This is a genomic window from Streptococcus bouchesdurhonensis, assembly GCF_948472335.1.
Genome location: NZ_CAOKTW010000020.1, coordinates 1 through 20,121, shown reverse-complemented (window position 1 = coordinate 20,121; position 20,121 = coordinate 1). Strand labels below are relative to the sequence as shown.

The window sequence follows — 20,121 nt, the reverse complement described above, 5'->3', positions numbered from 1 at the left end:
AACTTAAATCTCTTGCTATGATTATTATAGCATGTTTAAAACAAGAAAGTAAATCTGTTGACAAAGAAGTTAGTTATTGGTAGAATAGGGATTGTCGTAAAGACAAATAACTTCTTCTTGGTTACAGGCATGCCAACCTGTCACTCGGATGAAGCCAAATAAAAAGGAGAAACATCATGGCAATCTCAAAAGAGAAAAAAAATGAAATCATCGCACAATATGCACGTCACGAAGGTGATACAGGTTCAGTAGAGGTTCAAGTTGCTGTCCTTACTTGGGAAATCAACCACCTTAACGAACACATCAAACAACACAAAAAAGACCACGCTACTTACCGTGGATTGATGAAAAAAATCGGTCGCCGTCGTAACTTGCTTGCATACTTGCGTAAAAACGACGTTAACCGTTACCGTGAGTTGATCAACTCTCTAGGACTTCGTCGTTAATCTTGCGTCTAAACCGTTTCTATACTTCGTTGGCTTCGGCTCGATGTACCATTAGTACAACCTTCGCCTCGTCGCCTAGTCTATAAACGGTTTATCCAGCAAGACTGGAGCTCTCTGACTTCAGAGGGCTTTTTTATGTTATCAACTTACCTTGGTATACTCAAGTATTATCTTTGGTTACGGTTCCTAGCACTGTAAGGTAAAATAAACCAGATTCTCTCCCTTCGGGGAGATATTTTTGTTTCACTAAAGTTTTTTGTACAATCTTCGCCTAGTCTATAAACGGTTTATCCAGCAAGAATCATGATGCTAAGGGCGTAAGAAATCCGTATGAAAATAGGGAAACGACACCGTGTTCGATGAACACAAGGAGTTCCATCTTTTTCACTAGGATTTTAGCCCGAGCTCAAATCAGCTCTCTGACTTCAGAGGGCTTTTTATGTTGTCACCTTACCTCGACATACTCAAGTTTAATCTTCGGTTACGGTTCCTAGCACAATAAAACCAACTATATTCATTTGTTCTCATCTTGTTACGCAGTTGAAAATATGGTATACTTTTTCATGAGAATTTTCTAAATTTTTAAGATTCTATCATAGGAGGTTTGCATGCTTTCCAAATTTTCTGGAAGCCGACAAGACCAGCAATTTGTGTTACTTTTAGTTATTTTGCTAGCTACTTTAGGGATTTCTCTCTTTCTAGCAGTTTCAATGGGATCTGTTGCAATTGATCTAGGAGATACCTATCGGATTATTTTGAGCAGATTAGGATTTCCTCTTGAGATAGGAGAGGTTTCCAAGTCCACTCTTGTCATTGTATGGAACATGAGATTTCCCCGAGTATTGTTAGGTCTGATAGTGGGAGCAGGCCTTTCTATGTGTGGTAGCGTGATGCAGTCCACAGTGAACAATCCCATCGCTGAGCCTTATGTCTTAGGAATATCTGCGGGTGCAACTCTAGGGGCAACTTTGAGCATCATTCTTGGTTTAAAAGTGATGATTAGCCTTGGAGCTTTTCTTGGAGCTATTTTGGCAACAATTTCTGTCCTCATCATTGCCTCTATGCAGGGAAGGATGACGACTTCTAGTCTGATTTTATCAGGAACGGTGGTCAATGCTCTCTTTCTGGCTTTTTCAAACTTTATTATCTCAGTTGGTGCTAATGCGGACAGTGTGATGACCATTAAGTTTTGGACCATGGGCTCGCTTGCTGGGACTACCTGGGCAGACTTGGTCCTGCCAACTATAATAGTAGGAATGGCCTTTCTATTTTTCTCTACTCAGTATCGTGTTTTCAATGCGATGATGATGGGAGATGAGGCTGCTTTAACTTTGGGGATTCCCTTACGCTTTTATTGGTATCTTTATGTGACCATGGTGGCTGTGCTGACAGCAGTCTTAGTGGCAACCTGTGGGATTATTGGATTTGTCGGTCTGATTACTCCACATTTAGCTCGAGGGTTAGTAGGAACGAATTACAAGAGGCTTTTTCCTGTTGCAACCTTGATGGGTTCCCTCTTTGTCATCTGGGCAGACGTACTCTCTCGTATCATCATTCCAAACGCAGAGCTTCCTATTGGTATTTTCACAGCCTTAGTAGGTGCTCCCTTCTTTATCTATATTGTTGGAGGTAGGCGAAGGGAGGTGAGGGTCTGATATGGACTTGATTTGTCAGGATATCCATTTTGGACTAGGAGAGAAAAAAATCCTCAAAGGAGTCTCTCTTAAGGTTGAGGGGAATCAATTTCACACGATATTAGGACCAAATGGAAGCGGAAAAACCAGCTTGCTTAAACTCCTCTATCGTCAGGAAAAGGCGGACAAAGGCTTGATAAGCCTAGATGGAAAGCCGCTGGATCATTGGTCACTCAAAGAAACAGCCAAGCAAATGGCAGTTGTGACCCAGTTTAACCAACTGCAGTTTGATTGTACAGTTGAAGAAATCGTCTTGCTGGGAAGAACTCCCCACCTCTCTTTTTTACAGAAGGAAAGGGAAAGGGATTTTACTCTCGTTCAAGATGCCCTCGTTAAGGTGGATATGCTCGAGAAGAAAACTCGTCTCTATTCGTCTCTGTCAGGGGGAGAGAAACAGCGAGTTTTGTTAGCCCGAGCCTTGGCGCAAGAACCGACTCTCTTGCTCCTGGACGAACCAACCAATCACTTGGATATCAAGTATCAGCTAGACTTGTTGGCCATTGTGAAGAATCTCAAGGTCAATGTTCTAGCTGTCCTACATGATATTCAACTTGCTTGTCGCTATTCGGATTATCTCTATCTGATGAAAGAGGGAGAAATCCTTTACCAAGGGACTCCAAAGGAGACCATCACCCCTGAGTCATTGCAAACTGTATACGGAGTTCAAAGTCAGGTGACTTGGACCGAGGATCAGCAAGCTATGATTCACTATTTATAAGAATGAAAAGGAAAACAAGATGAAAAAAACACTAAGCATTTTACTCGTAACAGTAGCTACCCTAACTATGGCAGCTTGTGGCAACACTAGTACAGAAAAAGCTACCACACAATCTAGCACAGAGACAAGTCAAAAGGCTAACGCAGAGACGACTTATCCACTAACGGTCAAAACCTATGACGCGAAAGGGAATGAAGTCGAACAAGTCTTTGACAAGGCACCTGAAAAAGTTATCACTAACAATCTTTCAACCACTGAAATCTTATTGGAGTTGGGGTTGAAGGATAAAATTGCTGGCATGCTTAATCCTGATAATGCTGTGACGGACAAATACAAGGACGCGATTGCGACGATTCCTCAAATTGGGGATAAAAAAACAGTCTCACAAGAGACAGTCCTTTCTTATGAGCCGGACGCTGTGATGGGTCGAAACATGATGTTTTCTGAAAAGTCCTTGGGGACAGTTAGCACTTGGAATGAAAATAAAATCCCAGTTTATACACAAAAAGCTTCTCTCTCAACAATTCAGCAAGATTTGGGGAATATCGTAGAAGATGTCAAAAATCTTGGAATGATTTTTAATGTTCAGGACAAGGCTAATGAATACGCAGCACAATTACAAACTAAAATTGATGCTGTTAAGAAAGCAAATCCAGCAAGCCAAGGTGAAAAGAAAAAGGCTTTGATTATGGTTGCATATAATGATCAAACCTTCGGTGCCTACAAGTCTGCTTTGCAAGAGAGTTTGCTGAACCAACTTGGTTATACAAACGTTGCTACGGGGACATCAGGCTTGACCTTGGAAAATCTCGTGTCAATGGATCCTGAATTGATTATCTATGTAACCAGCGACCGCAATAAAAAATTGGATGAAAAAGCAGTAGAGTTGATGAAGGCAAATGCTGTTTTGGAAGGTGTTCCTGCTATTAAGAATCAAAAAATCATGACTATCTCTTACGATGAATTGATGGACTATGGTACAGCAGTGATTGATTCCCTTGAGAAAATCAATGAATTTATCAATAAATAATGAGTTTGATTGGGAAGGAATTCAAGTCAAAATCAGCCTTCCTTCTAACTACGACCCCAATCAAACCTATCCGGCTATTTTATTGAATGATGGAAACTTGGATTTCCTATCGTCCCTTTCCGAATCTGTGATTTTGGTGGGTTTGACCTCTAAAAATCGCTTAGACGACTATACTCCCTGGGCGACATCGGCTCTGAGAGATGGAGCTCCAGATTTTGGAGGTCAGGCCAAGGTCTATCATGATCATTTGTTTGGAGGTCTTTTAGACAAGTTGCAGTCACTTTATCGCCTGGACGAAACTCGCCTTGCTTATGGAGGCTACTCACTCGGTGGTTTGGCGGCAGTCTACAGTCTTTTCAGCTTTGACAAGGTTTCCTGTGTCTTTTCCATCTGCGGTTCCTTTTGGTATCCTGATTTTGTGACTTACTGCAAGGCAGAGACAGTGAAAAATCTAGACTGTTTGCTGTATTTACAGAACGGTCAAACAGAAGGAGCTCATCATACTAATCGTCTGGCTCAAGCACCAGTCTATGCTGAGCAGATCCATACCAGTCTTCAGAAATGGTATCCGAACTGTCAGTTTGTCTTTGATCCTTATGGACACCATGAACAAGTAGTTGAGCGATTTTTAGCTTTTTCCAGCTGGTTGGCCCAAAAATGGAAAATTAAGTAAAAGAATTATCCCTTGGCTTTTGCCAAGGGATTGTTGTATTTATTTAACCAAGGTTTTCTCTCTTTTTATCTGGATTCCAGACGAAGCTTGCGATAAAGCTAAAGATGATGGTTAGGATAGCGAGGATAATGGCAAGGATGAGAGCAGGGATGCGGATAAACCACCAGAGTGGGTTTGGTTTTTTATCATTGTGCCATTGTTTCGTTTCTTGGTCCAAACGTTGGAATTCTGCTTGAATGCGATTGGCGACTGTTTCAATGCCTTCATCATTCATTTTCTTGATATCTGAGATATCGATGGGATTTCCAAAGTTCATATCGACACGCTCACGGCTAACCAATCCTTTCAAGGTCATGGGACCTGTGTAGGTAACCGGCATGATACGGACCTTGGCCATTTTGGCAATCAGAGCTACGCCACCTTTTACATCGTTTGAGTGACGGCTCCCACTTGGAAACATGATGAGAGAGCGATCACTTTTTTTGAGAACATTGATAGGGTATTTGATGGCTGAGGCGCTAGGATTTTCACGGTCGATAGGAAAAGCACCGCACATACGAATCCACCAACCAAATATACGGTTGGCAAAGAGTTCTTTTTTGGCCATAAAGATAAATTGTTTTGGCTTGGTCGCAAAGGCCATGTAAACTGGATCCCACCAAGTGCGGTGAGGCGCAACCAAAATATAATTTTCATCTTGATTAGGAATTTTATCAGTATTATGATAGTGGGCATTGCCATTGATGGACCATAGGAGCAAGACAACCAATCCACGTAAATAAGTATAAAACATGCGATCTCCTTCGATTATTTTCTTGTTATTATTATACCTTATCAAAGGAGGGCTGGCAAACTTTTCCCTTGACTAGGTGCATATTTGGGGTGAGATTAGAATTCTGTTAAAAAAAATGATATAATAGAATTTATGGATAAAAATAAGATTATGGGATTAACCCAAAGAGATGTCAAGGAAAGACAGGCTAAGGGCTTGGTCAATGATTTTACTGCATCGGCCAGTACTAGCACTTGGCAAATCGTTAAACGAAATGTCTTTACCCTTTTTAACGCTTTGAACTTTGCCATTGCTTTGGCCCTTGCCTTTGTGCAGGCTTGGAGCAATTTGGTCTTTTTTGCTGTTATCTGCTTTAACGCTTTTTCTGGGATTGTGACCGAGCTGCGGGCTAAACACATGGTGGACAAGCTCAATCTCATGACCAAGGAAAAGGTCAAGACTATTCGTGATGGCCAAGAAGTGGCTCTGAATCCTGAAGAATTGATGTTAGGAGATGTCATTCGTTTGTCTGCAGGAGAGCAGATTCCCAGTGATGCCTTGGTTTTGGAAGGCTTTGCGGAAGTCAATGAAGCCATGTTGACGGGGGAAAGTGATTTGGTGCAAAAGGAAGTGGATGGCTTGCTTTTGTCAGGAAGTTTCTTAGCCAGTGGGGCAGTTTTAGCTCAAGTTCACCATGTTGGATCTGATAACTATGCTGCCAAACTCATGCTGGAAGCCAAGACCGTTAAACCAATCAACTCTCGTATCATGAAATCGTTGGACAGGCTAGCTGGTTTTACTGGGAAGATTATCATTCCTTTTGGTCTGGCTCTCTTACTAGAAGCCTTGCTTTTAAAAGGCTTGCCTCTTAAGTCGTCCGTTGTAAATTCGTCGACAGCCCTTCTGGGGATGTTACCTAAGGGAATTGCCCTTTTGACCATTACTTCGCTTTTGACTGCGGTGATTAAGTTGGGCTTGAAAAAGGTCTTGGTGCAGGAGATGTACTCTGTTGAGACCTTGGCACGCGTGGATATGCTCTGTTTGGACAAGACGGGCACCATCACCCAAGGAAAGATGCAGGTGGAGGCTGTTCTTCCACTGACGGCAACTTATGGTGAAGAGACTATTGCCAGCATTTTGGCCAGCTACATGGCCCACAGTGAGGATAAGAATCCAACAGCTCAAGCTATTCGCCAGCGTTTCCAAGGTCAGGTAGCCTATCCTATGCTTTCCAATCTTCCCTTCTCTAGCGACCGCAAGTGGGGAGCCATAGAGTTAGAAGGTTTGGGGACAGTTTTTTTAGGGGCGCCTGAGATGTTGCTGGCTTCTGAGGTCCCAGAAGCCAGAGAGGCTCTAGAGAGAGGATCACGTGTCTTGGTCTTGGCACTCAGTCAGGAGAAATTAGACCATCACAAGCCACAGAAACCATCTGATATTCAGGCTCTGGCCCTGCTGGAAATCTTGGATCCGATTCGAGAGGGAGCAGCAGAGACGTTGGACTATCTCCGTTCTCAGGAAGTGGGTCTCAAGATCATCTCTGGTGACAATCCAGTTACGGTGTCCAGTATTGCCCAGAAGGCTGGTTTTGCGGACTATCATAGCTATGTAGATTGCTCGAAAATCACGGATGAGGAATTGATTACTATGGCTGAGGAGACAGCTATTTTCGGACGTGTTTCCCCTCATCAAAAGAAACTCATTATCCAAACACTGAAAAAAGCGGGGCATACAACAGCTATGACAGGAGACGGAGTCAATGATATTCTCGCCCTTCGTGAGGCGGATTGTTCTATCGTGATGGCGGAAGGGGATCCGGCGACGCGTCAGATTGCCAATCTGGTTCTCTTGAACTCAGACTTTAATGATGTTCCTGAGATTCTCTTTGAAGGTCGTCGCGTGGTCAATAACATTGCCCATATCGCCCCGATTTTCTTGATAAAGACCATCTATTCTTTCTTGCTCGCAGTTATCTGTATCGCCAGTGCTCTTCTGGGACGATCTGAGTGGATCTTGATCTTCCCTTTCATTCCGATCCAGATTACCATGATTGACCAGTTCGTGGAAGGTTTCCCACCATTCGTTCTGACTTTTGAGCGAAATATCAAACCTGTTGAGCCAAACTTCCTCAGAAGATCCATGCTTCGTGCTCTACCAAGTGCTCTCATGGTTGTGTTCAGCGTTCTTTTTGTGAAAATATTTGGAAGTAGCCAAGGTTGGTCTGAGTTAGAAATCTCAACTCTACTCTATTATCTCTTGGGGTCAATTGGTTTCTTATCCGTATTTAGAGCCTGCATGCCATTTACCCTATGGCGTGTCCTCTTGATTGTTTGGTCAGTAGGAGGCTTCCTAGCTACAGCTCTCTTCCCAAGAATTCAAAAACTACTTGAAATTTCAACCTTAACAGGACAAACATTACCTGTTTATGGTGTCATGATGTTGGTCTTTACCGTGATTTTCATTTTGACCAGTCGCTACCAAGCTAGAAAATAAAGAAAGGCTGCAATCTGTGGATTGCGGTCTTTTTAGGTACAAGATTGCCAGCTGAAATGTGGTATAATAAGAGGTAATAGAGTTTGGAAAGTGAGAGAAGATGATTTCAAAGAGATTAGAATTAGTGGCTTCCTTTGTGCCACAGGGAGCCATTTTACTAGATGTGGGGAGTGACCATGCTTATCTGCCTATCGAGTTGGTCGAAAGAGGACAAATCAAAAGTGCCATTGCAGGTGAGGTTGTAGAAGGTCCCTACCAGTCCGCGGTTAAAAATGTTGAAAGTCACGGGTTAAAGGAGAAAATCCAAGTCCGTTTAGCAAATGGCTTGGCAGCCTTTGAAGAGGCAGACCAAGTGTCTGTCATTACCATTGCTGGTATGGGTGGTCGTTTGATTGCTAGGATTTTAGAAGAAGGCTTGGACAAGTTAGCTAATGTAGAACGATTGATCCTCCAACCCAATAATCGTGAAGACGACTTGCGTATCTGGCTACAAGAGAACGAATTTCAGATTGTAGCTGAAAGTATCTTAGAAGAGGCTGGCAAGTTTTACGAGATTTTGGTGGTGGAAGCAGGACAAATGAAGCTATCAGCTAGTGATGTTCGCTTTGGTCCCTTCTTGTCCAAAGAGGTCAGTCCAGTCTTTGTCCAAAAATGGCAAAAAGAAGCTGTTAAGCTAGAGTTTGCCCTCGGACAAATCCCAGAAAAAAATCTGGAAGAACGTCAAGTTCTAGTAGATAAAATTCAAGCCATCAAGGAGGTTCTCCATGTTAGCAAGTGAAGTGATTAATGCGTATGAAGCCTTTTGCCCTCAGGAATTTTCCATGGAGGGAGACAGTCGTGGTCTGCAAATTGGTACTTTAGACAAGGATATCCAAAGGGTCATGGTGGCTCTCGATATTCGTGAAGAAACGGTGGTTGAAGCCATTGAAAAGGGTGTAGACTTGATTATTGTCAAGCATGCGCCGATTTTCCGTCCCATCAAGGATTTGGTAGCTAGCCGTCCACAAAATCAGATTTACATTGATTTGATAAAGCATGACATCGCAGTTTATGTCAGCCATACCAATATTGACATCGTTGAAAATGGTCTCAATGACTGGTTCTGTCAGATGCTAGGAATCGAGGAGACAACTTATCTGCAGGAAACAGGTCCTGAACGTGGAATTGGACGTATTGGGAATATTCAGCCTCAGACCTTTGGAGAATTAGCCCAGCATGTCAAGCAAGTCTTTGGTTTAGATAGCCTTCGATTGGTGCATTATCAAGAGAGAGATTTGCAGAAGCCTATTTCAAGAGTGGCCATCTGTGGTGGTAGCGGGCAGTCTTTCTATAAGGATGCTTTGGCAAAGGGGGCAGATGTTTATATCACTGGTGATATTTACTACCACACTGCTCAGGATATGCTGTCTGATGGCTTGCTAGCCTTGGACCCAGGTCACTATATCGAAGTGCTTTTTGTAGAAAAAATTGCAGAGCTTCTTAATCAATGGAAAGAGGAAAAAGGCTGGACTATTGATATCTTACCTAGTCAAGCATCGACCAATCCTTTCCACCATATCTAGTTAGAAGGTGAAGACAATGAAAAAAGTTGCCATTATTGGAGCAGGGATTGTAGGTGCAACAGCTGCCTACTACCTCTCGAAAGAAAGTGATCTAGAAGTAACAGTCTTTGATCATGGACAAGGTCAGGCTACTAAGGCCGCAGCAGGAATTATCAGCCCCTGGTTTTCCAAACGCCGCAATAAGGCCTGGTACAAAATGGCGCGCTTGGGGGCTGACTTTTATGTGGATTTATTAGCAGATTTAGAGAAGTCAGGACAAGAAATCGACTTTTACCAGCGTTCGGGAGTCTTTCTCCTGAAAAAGGATGAAACTAAGTTGGAAGAACTCTATCAACTAGCCCTCCAGCGTAGAGAAGAATCTCCTTTGATAGGGCAATTAGCCATTCTGGACTCAGCATCAGCTAATGAATTATTCCCTGGCTTGCAGGAATTTGATCACCTGCTCTATGCTTCTGGTGGAGCGAGAGTAGATGGCCAACTTTTAGTGACTCGTTTGCTGGAAGCCAGTCACGTCAAGCTGGTCAAAGAAAAAGTGACTCTGATACCTTTAGCATCAGGTTACCAGATTGACGAAGAGGTGTTTGATCAGGTTATTTTGGCGATGGGAGCTTGGTTGGGACATCTGTTAGAGCCTTTAGGTTATGAAGTAGATGTTCGTCCCCAAAAGGGGCAACTCCGAGATTATCAACTTGCCCAAGACATGGAAGCTTACCCTGTTGTTATGCCAGAAGGGGAGTGGGATTTGATTCCTTTTGCAGGTGGGAAATTATCCCTAGGCGCTACCCATGAAAATGATATGGGATTTGATTTGACGGTAGATGAAACCTTACTCCAACAAATGGAGGAGGCAGCCTTGCCTCACTATCCAGTCTTGGCAGTAGCGACTTCAAGAGCTGAGCGTGTGGGAATCCGTGCCTATACCAGTGATTTCTCTCCTTTCTTTGGACAAGTACCTGGCTTATCAGGTGTCTATGCTGCTAGTGGACTAGGTTCCTCAGGCCTCACAACTGGTCCTATCATTGGTTACCATCTAGCTCAACTGATCCAAGACAAGGAGTTGACCTTGGACCCTCTAAACTACCCAATTGAAAACTATGTCAAACGGGTAAAAAGCGAATAAGCATTTTACTGAAATTTTATCCTACCCTCTAGGATGGCAAATGACATTCCCTATCAAAAATGGTAAAATAAGAAAAAATAATCCGAGAATCGAGGAAAAAAGATGCAAGAAAAGATTTTGGTAACGGGTGGAGCAGGTTTTATCGGAACCCACACTGTTATTGAGTTAATCCAAGCAGGTCATCAGGTTGTTGTGGTGGATAACCTTGTGAATAGTAACAGAAAAAGTTTAGAAGTTGTTGAGAAAATTACAGGAGTTGAAGTGCCTTTCTATGAGGCAGATATCCGTGATACAGATACTCTTCGTGACATTTTCAAACAAGAAGAACCAACTGGTGTCATTCACTTTGCTGGCTTGAAGGCTGTCGGTGAATCTACCCGTATTCCTCTTGCCTACTATGACAACAATATCGCTGGAACTGTTAGTCTTTTGAAGGTCATGGAAGAAAACAACTGTAAAAACATTATTTTCAGTTCTTCTGCGACAGTTTACGGAGATCCTCATACAGTGCCAATTTTGGAAGATTTCCCACTTTCAGTGACCAATCCATACGGCCGTACTAAGCTTATGCTAGAGGAAATTTTGACCGATATCTATAAGGCGGACTCAGAATGGAATGTGGTCTTACTTCGTTATTTCAACCCAATCGGAGCTCATGAGAGCGGAGATTTGGGAGAAAATCCAAACGGTATTCCAAACAATCTCTTGCCATATGTGACTCAAGTAGCCGTTGGAAAATTAGAGCAAGTGCAAGTGTTTGGAGACGATTACGATACGGAAGACGGAACTGGTGTTCGTGACTATATCCACGTTGTCGATTTGGCTAAAGGTCACGTCGCAGCTCTGAAAAAAATCCAAAAAGGTTCAGGCCTAAACGTTTATAACCTTGGAACAGGTAAAGGCTACTCAGTTCTTGAAATTATCCAAAACATGGAAAAAGCGGTGGGACGTCCAATTCCTTACCGTATCGTAGACCGTCGCCCAGGGGATATCGCAGCCTGCTATTCAGATCCTGCAAAAGCCAAAGCAGAACTCGGCTGGGAAGCAGAATTAGGCATCACCCAAATGTGTGAAGACGCATGGCGTTGGCAAAGCAAGCATCCAAATGGATTTGAAGACTAAGATGGTGATGTCAATCATTGTCCCCTGTTTAAACGAAGAGGAAGTACTTCCTCTTTTTTATCAGGCTTTGGAAGCTTTACTTCCAGATTTGGAAACAGAAATTGAGTATGTCTTTGTCGACGATGGATCAAGTGATGGGACTTTGGAACTCTTAAAGTCCTATCGGGAGCAAAATCCGGCAGTTCATTATATTTCTTTCTCTCGAAATTTTGGCAAAGAAGCAGCTCTCTATGCAGGATTACAATATGCGACAGGAGATTTAGTGGTGGTGATGGATGCAGACCTCCAGGATCCTCCGAGTATGTTGCTTGAGATGAAAAATTTACTAGACCAGAATGCAGACTTGGACTGTGTTGGTACACGCAGAACTAGTCGGGAGGGAGAACCCTTCTTTCGTAGTTTATGTGCTGATCTCTTTTACCGCCTTATGCAAAAAATTAGCCCAGTAGCCTTGCCCTCAGGTGTCCGTGATTTTCGCATTATGAGAAAATCTGTAGTGGATGCCATTTTAAGCTTGACTGAGTCCAATCGCTTTTCGAAGGGACTCTTTGCCTGGGTCGGCTTTAAAATCCACTATCTGGACTATCCAAATGTCGAAAGGCAGGCTGGCAATACCAGTTGGAGTTTTAGGCAACTCTTTTTCTACTCCATTGAAGGGATTGTTAACTTTTCAGATTTTCCCTTGATTATAGCCTTTGTGGCAGGTCTCCTATCTTGTTTTATTTCTCTACTTATGACCTTTTTTGTTGTAGTTCGGACTCTCATTTTGGGCAATCCGACATCAGGTTGGACCTCTCTGATGGCTGTTATACTCTTCCTTGGTGGGATTCAACTCTTGACCATTGGGATTCTCGGCAAGTATATCAGTAAGATTTATCTAGAGACTAAAAAAAGACCACTTTATCTCGTCAAAGAAAAAAGTGACCTTCCTGATTTTACAGAAAAAAATAAAGAGAAAAGACTATAATTTTGAATGGAAATATGCTAAACTAGAAGGAGTGGAACGTTCTTGTTGATATTAGAGTTAATCTTTAATCAAGGCACGTGTCGGACAGTTTCTAACAGCTTCTATGACGTCCTGACTAGGAGAAATTTCTTTTTCTAGTTGGTCAGGGTCATCGTAAAAACGCACGATTCCATTATCGTGGTAATCAAATAATTCAGAATAAGTTTGGCAAAGACCACAGGCAATGCAGCGTTCAGGTATAAGTGTGATTTTCATATTTATATTGTAATAAGAAAAGTAAAAAAAAACAAGGAGTAAGGTATGGCAAAAGAACCGTGGCAAGAAGATATTTATGAGAATCAAGAAGAAACAAGATCAGAACGTCGTAAGAGAGAACAAGGTGGAGGAGTGCTGGCTAATCGTATCTTGACTATTTTAGCAAGTATTTTCTTTGTGATTGTAGTCGTGATGATTATTGTTCTTATCTATCTTTCATCGGGTGGGAGTAATCGCACAGCAGCCTTGAAAGATTTTCACGATTCAGATACAAAAGTAGAGCAAGTTTCTTCTACTTCTAGTAGTAGTTCAGAGCAGGCATCTTCTAGTTCAGAGGAGAAGGTAGAAGAGTCATCTAGTAGCTCAGAACATCCAAATGATCCAGAAGGAACTACAAAAGTTATGGCTGGAGAAGGAGAAGCCGCCATTGCCGCTCGTGCAGGAATCTCGATTGCTCAGTTAGAAGCTTTGAATCCTGGCCATATGGCTACAGGATCTTGGTTTGCTAATCCTGGAGATGTGATTAAGACTAGATAGGAGTCATAAATGAAGACGATTCAAATTGCTATCGATGGTCCAGCTTCAAGTGGCAAGAGTACGGTCGCAAAGATTATTGCCAAGGATTTTGGATTCACCTACCTAGATACAGGTGCTATGTATCGTGCAGCGACCTACATGGCTCTCAAGAACCAATTAGAAGTTGAACAAGTTGAAGAACTCTTAGACTTATTGGACCAGCATCCAATCAGTTTCGGGCGCTCAGAAACTGGAGAACAGCTTGTCTTTGTAGGAGATGTGGATATTACCCATCCTATCCGTGAAAATGAAGTGACCAATCATGTTTCTGCCATCGCAGCAATTCCTGAAGTGCGTGAGAAACTAGTTTCTCTCCAACAAGAGATTGCCCAGCAAGGCGGTATTGTCATGGATGGTCGCGATATTGGGACTGTTGTATTGCCACAAGCAGAATTGAAAATTTTCCTAGTAGCTTCGGTAGATGAAAGAGCAGAGCGCCGTTACAAGGAAAATATTGCCAAGGGAATTGAAACAGACCTTGAAACTCTAAAAGAGGAAATTGCTGCGCGTGACTACAAGGATAGTCATCGTGAGACTTCGCCTCTCAAACAAGCAGAGGATGCTGTCTACCTTGATACAACTGGCTTGAACATTCAAGAAGTAGTTGAAAAAATCAAAGCAGAAGCTAAAAAAAGAATGTAGATGTAGAAAAGCCGATAGATTGATATCGGTTTTTTTCTATATTTGTCAAAATGCTGATTTTAAGGTATAATAGTTGCTGTTCGAGAAATTTTGATTTTCAAAGAATAGTGAATGATGATAAGGAGAAACCATGAACAACCTACCAAATTGCCCAAAATGTAACTCAGAGTATGTCTACGAAGACGGTGCCCTACTGGTTTGCCCAGAGTGTGCTTATGAGTGGAATCCTGCTGAAGTTGCAGATGTAGAAGAGGGTCTTGTTGCTATCGATGCCAACGGGAATAAATTGGCTGACGGTGATACAGTAACTCTCATCAAGGACTTAAAAGTAAAAGGTGCGCCAAAAGATTTGAAACAAGGGACGCGCGTGAAGAATATCCGCATCGTAGAAGGCGACCACAATATCGACTGTAAAATCGATGGCTTCGGTGCCATGAAACTCAAATCAGAGTTTGTGAAGAAAATTTAAGCATGTCAAAACACTATAAACTTGTATTTTATAGCCGTATCTTCTTGTTTCTAGCGGCTTTTACGGGAGTTTATCTTGAAATCGCCAAGCATGGTGGATTTGGGATGTTACTCTATTATACGGTTCTGTCCAACCTTTTAGTCGCGATTTTTACGCTCTATCTCCTAAAGGTTATGAGCCGTTTAGGTGAAAACTGGCAAAGACCAAGTCTCTTGCGCTTAAAAGGTGGGGTCACCATGAGTATCATGATTACCTGTGTGATTTACCATTTCCTTTTAGCGCCTATTGCGACTAATTTCTATACTCTAGAAAATTTCCTTTGCCACTATATCGTTCCCCTCTGGTTTTTAGCAGATACCCTCTTTTTTGACAAACAGGGTCAATACAAGATTTGGGATCCAGTTGTGTGGACGATTTTACCCTTGTTTTATATGATTTTTGCTCTTTTTAATGGCTTGGTACTGAAGCTTGATGTTCCTAATTCTAAGGTCAGTCCCTTCCCTTACTTCTTTTTGAATGTGAACAAGGGGTGGGATGTCGTGTTCAAGTGGTGTCTGATTATCTTTGTTGCCTATATGGTAGCAGGATTTATCTTCTACTTTATTAAGCAAATCAAGAGAAAATCATCCTAAGACACAAGGGATTCATTTTCGAGTTTAAGAAGGAGTCTATACACCAAAGAGGCTTCTTCTTTTCTTGCTTGTTTGATAAGTATCAAAAGAGTAGAAGATTAAGAGAAAATATAGAAAGAGATTTCATGAAACAATTTTTAGAACGGGCCAGTATTTTGGCTCTCTCCCTCGTTTTGATTACCTCCTTTTCCATCTCGAGTGCCCTGCCAGCCATGTTTGACTATTATCAAGGTTATCCTAAGGAACAAATTGAGCTCTTGGCTAGCTTGCCTTCCTTTGGAATCATGATTATGTTGCTATTAAATGGTTTCCTAGAAAAAATATTTCCTGAGCGCTTACAGATTAGTTTGGGCTTGTTAATTTTATCACTGAGTGGAACGGCTCCTTTTTGGTACCAAGCCTATCCTTTTGTCTTTGGAACACGGATTCTTTTTGGTTTGGGTGTTGGGATGATCAATGCCAAGGCTATTTCGATTATCAGTGAACGTTATCAAGGCAAAACGCGGATTCAGATGTTGGGGCTACGTGGCTCTGCAGAGGTAGTAGGAGCTTCTCTCATTACCTTGGCAGTCGGTCAGTTGTTGTCCTTTGGTTGGACAGCTACCTTCCTAGCCTATAGTGCTGGATTTTTGGTGCTGATCCTTTATTTGCTCTTTGTTCCTTATGGAAAAGAGAAGAAAGAAGTTAAGAAAAAATCGAAGGAAGCAAGTCGCTTAACTCGGGAAATGAAGGGCTTGATTTTTATCCTAGCTATCGAAGCGGCAGTTGTAGTTTGTACCAATACGGCTATTACTATTCGTATTCCAAGTTTGATGGTGGAAAGAGGACTGGGAGATGCCCAGTTATCTAGTTTTGTTCTTAGTGTCATGCAGTTAATTGGGATTGTGGCTGGTGTGAGTTTCTCTTTCTTGATTTCTATCTTTAAAGAGAAACTGCTCCTCTGGTCTGGTATTACCTTTGGCTTAGGGCAAATTGTGATTGCCTTGTCTCCATCCTTGTGGGTGGTAGTGGCAGGGAGTATTCTGGCTGGTTTTGCCTATAGTGTAGCCTTGACGACGGTCTTTCAACTTGTCTCTGAACGAATTCCAGCTAAACTCCTCAATCAAGCAACTTCATTTGCAGTTTTAGGCTGTAGTTTCGGAGCCTTTACGACTCCATTCGTTCTAGGTGCAATTGGCTTACTAACTCACAATGGCATGTTGGTCTTTGCCATTTTAGGCTCATGGTTGATTGTAACCTCTATCTTTGTCATGTACCTACTTCAAAAGAGAGCTTAGGATTGGTTTCCTAAGTTTTTCTTTTTGTGAATTTTGTACCCATACAATATTTGTTTTAGACCCTTGTTTACAGATTATTTTCTTGATAAAATAGAAGTTATGACGAGATATAAAGCAACTATTTCCTATGATGGTTACGCCTTTGCTGGTTTTCAGCGCCAGTCTCATGCGCGTAGCGTTCAGGAAGAAATTGAAAAAACCTTGACCAGGTTAAATAAAGGGCAAGCCATTACTGTTCACGGTGCTGGTAGGACAGATAGTGGGGTTCATGCTCTGGGACAGGTTATTCATTTTGATCTACCTTATCAGATGGATGAGGAGAAGCTCCGTTTTGCTTTGGACACCCAGTCTCCTGAAGATATTGATGTGATTTCGATTGAGCTTGTGGCGGATGATTTTCATTGCCGTTATGCCAAGCATAGCAAGACCTATGAGTTTATCGTGGATAGAGGACGTCCCAAAAATCCTATGCGCCGTCACTATGCCACCCACTTTCCTTATCCGCTTGATGTGGAACGGATGCGGGAGGCTATCAAAAAATTAGAGGGAACCCATGATTTCACCGGCTTTACAGCCTCTGGGACTAGTGTAGAGGATAAGGTTCGCACCATCACAGAAGCTAGTCTTAGGGTTGATGAGACAGGCCAGTTTTTGACCTTTACCTTTTCAGGAAATGGTTTCTTGTATAAGCAGATTCGTAATATGGTGGGGACACTGCTTAAAATCGGCAATAACCGCATGCCAGTAGAGCAGATTGACCTCATCTTGGAGAAAAAGGACAGGCAGCTTGCAGGTCCCACTGCAGCACCAAATGGTTTATATTTAAAGGAGATTCGTTATGAAGAATAATCGTATTTTAGCACTTTCTGGAAATGATATTTTTAGTGGTGGTGGTTTGTCAGCTGATTTGGCTACTTATACCTTGAACGGCTTGCATGGCTTTGTAGCAGTGACTTGTTTGACAGCCTTGACGGAAAAGGGCTTTGAAGTCTTTCCAACTGACGATACCATTTTTCAACATGAATTAGATAGCTTGCGTGATGTGGAGTTTGGGGGGATTAAGATTGGTCTTCTACCAACTGTCAGTGTGGCTGAGAAGGCCTTGGACTTTATCAAGCAATGCCCAGGAGTGCCTGTGGTTCTGGACCCTGTCTTGGTCTGCAAGGAAACACACGACGTAGCTGTAAGTGAACTCTGTCAAGAGTTGATTCGCTTTTTCCCTTATGTCAGTGTGATTACGCCTAATCTTCCTGAAGCAGAATTATTGACTGGTCAGGAAATCAAAACCTTGGAAGACATGAAAGCTGCAGCGCAGAAATTGCATGAATTAGGAGCGCCAGCAGTCATTATCAAGGGAGGCAATCGCCTTAGTCAGGACAAGGCTGTAGATGTCTTTTATGATGGACAAAACTTTACAGTCCTAGAAAATCCTGTCATTCAAGGGCAAAATGCTGGTGCAGGTTGTACCTTTGCCTCTAGCATTGCCAGTCACTTGGTTAAAGGTGATGAACTTTTACCAGCAGTAGAAAGCTCTAAGGATTTCGTTTATCGTTCTATTGCACAAGCAGATCAGTATGGAGTAAGACAATATGAAGCAAACCAAAACAACTAAAATCGCCCTTGTATCCCTCTTAACCGCCCTCTCTGTGGTTCTAGGTTATTTCTTAAAAATTCCAACACCGACAGGCATTTTAACTCTTTTAGATGCGGGTGTCTTCTTTACGGCCTTCTACTTTGGTAGTCGTGAAGGGGCTGTAGTAGGAGGACTAGCAGGTTTCTTGATTGACCTCTTATCAGGCTATCCTCAGTGGATGTTCTTTAGCTTGGTCAACCATGGCTTGCAGGGATTTTTCGCAGGATTTAAAGGAAAAACTCAGTGGTTAGGCCTTATCTTAGCAACGATTGCCATGGTAGGGGGTTACGCCTTGGGTTCTACATTGATGAATGGCTGGGCTGCAGCCCTACCAGAAATTCTACCAAATTTCATGCAAAATATGGTAGGGATGATTGTAGGATTTATTCTTAGCCAAAGTATCAAGAAGATTAAGTAAAGAGGCTGAGTCAAAAGTCTTTCAAATAAGAAAAACGCATAGTATTCAGGTGTTGAAAAACCTTGATACTATGCGTTTTATTGTGGGAAGATTTTATACTCTTCTAAAATCTCTTCAAACCGCGTCAACATCGCCTTGCCGTAGATATGGTTACTGACTTCGTCAGTTCTATCCACAACCTCAAAACAGTGTTTTAAGCTGACTTCATCAGTTCCATCTACAACCTCAAAACAGTGTTTTGAGCAACCTGCGGCTAGCTTCCTAGTTTGCTTTTTGATTTTCATTGAGTATTAGATGAATATTAATCAAAATAAAGCAAGTCTTTGCTGGTGCTTGTAAAGAGGTCGAAGCCATCCTTGGTAACAACACCGCAGTCTTCAATACGAACACCGACTTTACCAGGGATATAGATACCTGGTTCAACAGAGAAGCACATGCCTTCTTCGATGACCATGTCGTTTCCTTCCATGATAGATGGGAATTCGTGGACATCCATACCGATACCGTGACCGAGACGGTGGTTGAAGTACTCGCCGTAACCAGCTTTTTCGATGACCTCACGAGCAGCGCGATCCACTTCATGGGCAGTCACCCCTGGCTTGATAAAGTCAAGAGCAGCTTGTTGGGCTTCAAGAGTCAAGTTATAAATGTCTTTCTTGAATTGGTCTGGTTTGCCGACAGCGACCGTACGAGTCATATCTGACGCATAGCCGTTGACCAGAACACCGAGGTCAAAGAGGAGAAGAGCATCATTTTCAACCTTATTAGCTGCTGGAATACCGTGTGGATTTGCAGCGTTATTACCAGTCAAGACCATGGTATCAAAACTCATTTCATAGCCTTCACGTTTCATGGCAAAGTCGATTTGGGCGATGATATCTGTCTCTGTCTTATCAAGAGAAATATTGTCAAAGCCAACTTTTACAGCCTTGTCCGCATAGAGACCTGCAACCATCATTTTTTGCACTTCGTCAGCTGATTTGATGAGGCGCATGCGTTGGATACGGGGAGTGAGGTTTTCAAACTCAGCAGTTTCAAAGACTATTTTCAAGCCATGATATTTGGTCAAGATGAGATTGTCAAACTCAACAGCGACACGTTTGAAGTCAAGTTGTGGAAGAGCATGTTTCATTTTTTGCCATGGATTTTCAGAATCCACATAGCCCACAACTGGGAAGGAAACAGTGCTGCTTGCACGTTCCACCTCAAGGGCTGGGACAAAGAGGAGGGGTTCCTGATCTGCTAGGACAAAAAGGAACATTTGGCGCTCATGGGGATCACTGTAAAAGCCAGTGAGGTAATTGATTGTGACGGGGTCAGATACGACAGCGACGTCTAGTTTTTCTGATTCAAGATATGTTACGATTTGTTGTAATTTAGACATATGCTACCTTCTTTCTACCCCTCTATTTTGGCAAAAAAAGAGAGAAAATGCAAGGGAGAAGGGTAAAAGAACAGACAAAAAGAACTCCGACAAGATAACGGAGTTCTTTGATATAGTTTCACTTTGTTTAAGAAAAGTCAGCCTTGCTTTTGACATCACTGTATTCTTCAGCGATTTCTTGGCTGAGAATATCTTCATAGGCAGGGAGTTGGATGTCCTGACCATATTTCTTCTTGAGGGC

General features: G+C 42.4%; 23 protein-coding genes and 1 pseudogene. 19 read left to right on the top strand and 5 right to left on the bottom strand.

The genetic code is table 11. The features are described 5' to 3' along the window. The first annotated feature begins 176 nt into the window (after positions 1-176). The 5 genes from rpsO (at position 177) to QMQ21_RS18400 (ending at position 4,561) form a co-directional block, all read left to right on the top strand. A complete protein-coding gene (gene rpsO, locus QMQ21_RS18420) occupies positions 177-446 on the top strand; it encodes a 30S ribosomal protein S15 (protein ID WP_001018251.1) in 270 nt (89 codons plus the stop codon). Positions 447-1,054: 608 nt separating this feature from the next. Further along, positions 1,055-2,101 carry a FecCD family ABC transporter permease gene (locus tag QMQ21_RS18415; RefSeq protein WP_084954332.1) on the top strand — a complete coding sequence of 349 codons (1,047 nt, stop codon included), beginning with the start codon at positions 1,055-1,057 and terminating at the stop codon, positions 2,099-2,101. 1 nt (position 2,102) lies between these two features. Further along, entirely contained in the window at positions 2,103-2,858 is a 756-nt protein-coding gene (locus QMQ21_RS18410) for an ABC transporter ATP-binding protein (protein WP_229294624.1), read from the top strand. Positions 2,859-2,877: 19 nt separating this feature from the next. After that, entirely contained in the window at positions 2,878-3,888 is a 1,011-nt protein-coding gene (locus QMQ21_RS18405) for an ABC transporter substrate-binding protein (protein WP_261814944.1), read from the top strand. Next, entirely contained in the window at positions 3,869-4,561 is a 693-nt protein-coding gene (locus tag QMQ21_RS18400; protein ID WP_261814943.1) for an alpha/beta hydrolase-fold protein, read from the top strand. Before QMQ21_RS18405 ends, QMQ21_RS18400 begins: the two co-directional genes overlap by 20 nt. 43 nt (positions 4,562-4,604) lie before the next feature. Here the strand turns inward: QMQ21_RS18400 and QMQ21_RS18395 are convergent, their stop codons facing one another. Continuing rightward, the gene (locus QMQ21_RS18395; RefSeq protein ID WP_261099466.1) at positions 4,605-5,354 is read right to left on the bottom strand and encodes a lysophospholipid acyltransferase family protein; all 750 of its coding nucleotides are present in this window, start codon (positions 5,352-5,354) and stop codon (positions 4,605-4,607) included. Between the two features lie 132 nt (positions 5,355-5,486). Between QMQ21_RS18395 and QMQ21_RS18390 the strand changes: the two genes are divergently transcribed. From QMQ21_RS18390 to QMQ21_RS18365, 6 genes are all read left to right on the top strand, one after another. Next, positions 5,487-7,823 (top strand): cation-translocating P-type ATPase, encoded by a 2,337-nt coding sequence (locus QMQ21_RS18390; protein ID WP_261814942.1) that lies wholly within the window; start codon positions 5,487-5,489, stop codon positions 7,821-7,823. A gap of 100 nt (positions 7,824-7,923) precedes the next feature. Beyond that, positions 7,924-8,601, top strand: a complete 678-nt coding sequence (locus tag QMQ21_RS18385; protein WP_261814941.1) for a tRNA (adenine(22)-N(1))-methyltransferase — start codon at positions 7,924-7,926, stop codon at positions 8,599-8,601. Beyond that, entirely contained in the window at positions 8,588-9,385 is a 798-nt protein-coding gene (locus tag QMQ21_RS18380; RefSeq protein ID WP_261814940.1) for a Nif3-like dinuclear metal center hexameric protein, read from the top strand. Before QMQ21_RS18385 ends, QMQ21_RS18380 begins: the two co-directional genes overlap by 14 nt. A gap of 16 nt (positions 9,386-9,401) precedes the next feature. Then, positions 9,402-10,505: an NAD(P)/FAD-dependent oxidoreductase gene (locus QMQ21_RS18375; protein ID WP_203213396.1), complete on the top strand. Its 1,104-nt coding sequence runs from the start codon at positions 9,402-9,404 to the stop codon at positions 10,503-10,505. A 102-nt stretch (positions 10,506-10,607) separates the two neighbouring features. After that, positions 10,608-11,627 (top strand): UDP-glucose 4-epimerase GalE, encoded by a 1,020-nt coding sequence (gene galE / locus QMQ21_RS18370; protein ID WP_045605967.1) that lies wholly within the window; start codon positions 10,608-10,610, stop codon positions 11,625-11,627. Position 11,628: 1 nt separating this feature from the next. Beyond that, positions 11,629-12,594: a glycosyltransferase family 2 protein gene (locus tag QMQ21_RS18365; protein ID WP_284525522.1), complete on the top strand. Its 966-nt coding sequence runs from the start codon at positions 11,629-11,631 to the stop codon at positions 12,592-12,594. A 57-nt stretch (positions 12,595-12,651) separates the two neighbouring features. Here QMQ21_RS18365 and QMQ21_RS18360 read toward each other — a convergent pair whose 3' ends face one another. Further along, entirely contained in the window at positions 12,652-12,849 is a 198-nt protein-coding gene (locus tag QMQ21_RS18360) for a ferredoxin (protein WP_024057475.1), read from the bottom strand. Positions 12,850-12,894: 45 nt separating this feature from the next. On the opposite strand from QMQ21_RS18360, the gene QMQ21_RS18355 reads away from it, so the two are divergent. The 8 genes from QMQ21_RS18355 to QMQ21_RS18320 all read left to right on the top strand — a co-directional run bounded on the left by QMQ21_RS18355 (position 12,895) and on the right by QMQ21_RS18320 (position 18,496). Continuing rightward, positions 12,895-13,386 carry an SAG1386/EF1546 family surface-associated protein gene (locus tag QMQ21_RS18355; RefSeq protein WP_023946238.1) on the top strand — a complete coding sequence of 164 codons (492 nt, stop codon included), beginning with the start codon at positions 12,895-12,897 and terminating at the stop codon, positions 13,384-13,386. A gap of 9 nt (positions 13,387-13,395) precedes the next feature. Then, positions 13,396-14,067, top strand: coding sequence for a (d)CMP kinase (gene cmk, locus QMQ21_RS18350; protein WP_045611216.1), 672 nt, complete (start codon positions 13,396-13,398; stop codon positions 14,065-14,067). Between the two features lie 130 nt (positions 14,068-14,197). Beyond that, the gene (locus tag QMQ21_RS18345) at positions 14,198-14,536 is read left to right on the top strand and encodes a zinc ribbon domain-containing protein YjdM (RefSeq protein WP_001061596.1); all 339 of its coding nucleotides are present in this window, start codon (positions 14,198-14,200) and stop codon (positions 14,534-14,536) included. A gap of 2 nt (positions 14,537-14,538) precedes the next feature. Beyond that, complete coding sequence (locus tag QMQ21_RS18340) at positions 14,539-15,168, top strand: Pr6Pr family membrane protein (protein WP_261814938.1); 630 nt, start codon at positions 14,539-14,541, stop codon at positions 15,166-15,168. A gap of 125 nt (positions 15,169-15,293) precedes the next feature. Then, the gene (locus QMQ21_RS18335; protein WP_153198730.1) at positions 15,294-16,445 is read left to right on the top strand and encodes an MFS transporter; all 1,152 of its coding nucleotides are present in this window, start codon (positions 15,294-15,296) and stop codon (positions 16,443-16,445) included. A gap of 99 nt (positions 16,446-16,544) precedes the next feature. Further along, positions 16,545-17,294, top strand: a complete 750-nt coding sequence (truA, locus tag QMQ21_RS18330) for a tRNA pseudouridine(38-40) synthase TruA (RefSeq protein ID WP_261814937.1) — start codon at positions 16,545-16,547, stop codon at positions 17,292-17,294. Then, positions 17,284-18,057, top strand: coding sequence for a bifunctional hydroxymethylpyrimidine kinase/phosphomethylpyrimidine kinase (locus QMQ21_RS18325; protein WP_000794766.1), 774 nt, complete (start codon positions 17,284-17,286; stop codon positions 18,055-18,057). The genes truA and QMQ21_RS18325 overlap by 11 nt, the downstream gene beginning before the upstream one ends. Then, a complete protein-coding gene (locus QMQ21_RS18320) occupies positions 18,035-18,496 on the top strand; it encodes an ECF transporter S component (RefSeq protein ID WP_000814989.1) in 462 nt (153 codons plus the stop codon). Before QMQ21_RS18325 ends, QMQ21_RS18320 begins: the two co-directional genes overlap by 23 nt. Positions 18,497-18,573: 77 nt before the next feature. Here the strand turns inward: QMQ21_RS18320 and QMQ21_RS18315 are convergent, their stop codons facing one another. The 3 genes and pseudogenes from QMQ21_RS18315 to QMQ21_RS18305 form a co-directional block, all read right to left on the bottom strand. Next, entirely contained in the window at positions 18,574-18,780 is a 207-nt protein-coding gene (locus tag QMQ21_RS18315) for a hypothetical protein (protein WP_261018932.1), read from the bottom strand. A gap of 17 nt (positions 18,781-18,797) precedes the next feature. After that, positions 18,798-19,880: a M24 family metallopeptidase gene (locus tag QMQ21_RS18310; protein ID WP_261034854.1), complete on the bottom strand. Its 1,083-nt coding sequence runs from the start codon at positions 19,878-19,880 to the stop codon at positions 18,798-18,800. 127 nt (positions 19,881-20,007) lie between these two features. Continuing rightward, positions 20,008-20,121 (bottom strand): annotated as a pseudogene (locus QMQ21_RS18305) (glutamine amidotransferase); the annotation flags it as partial.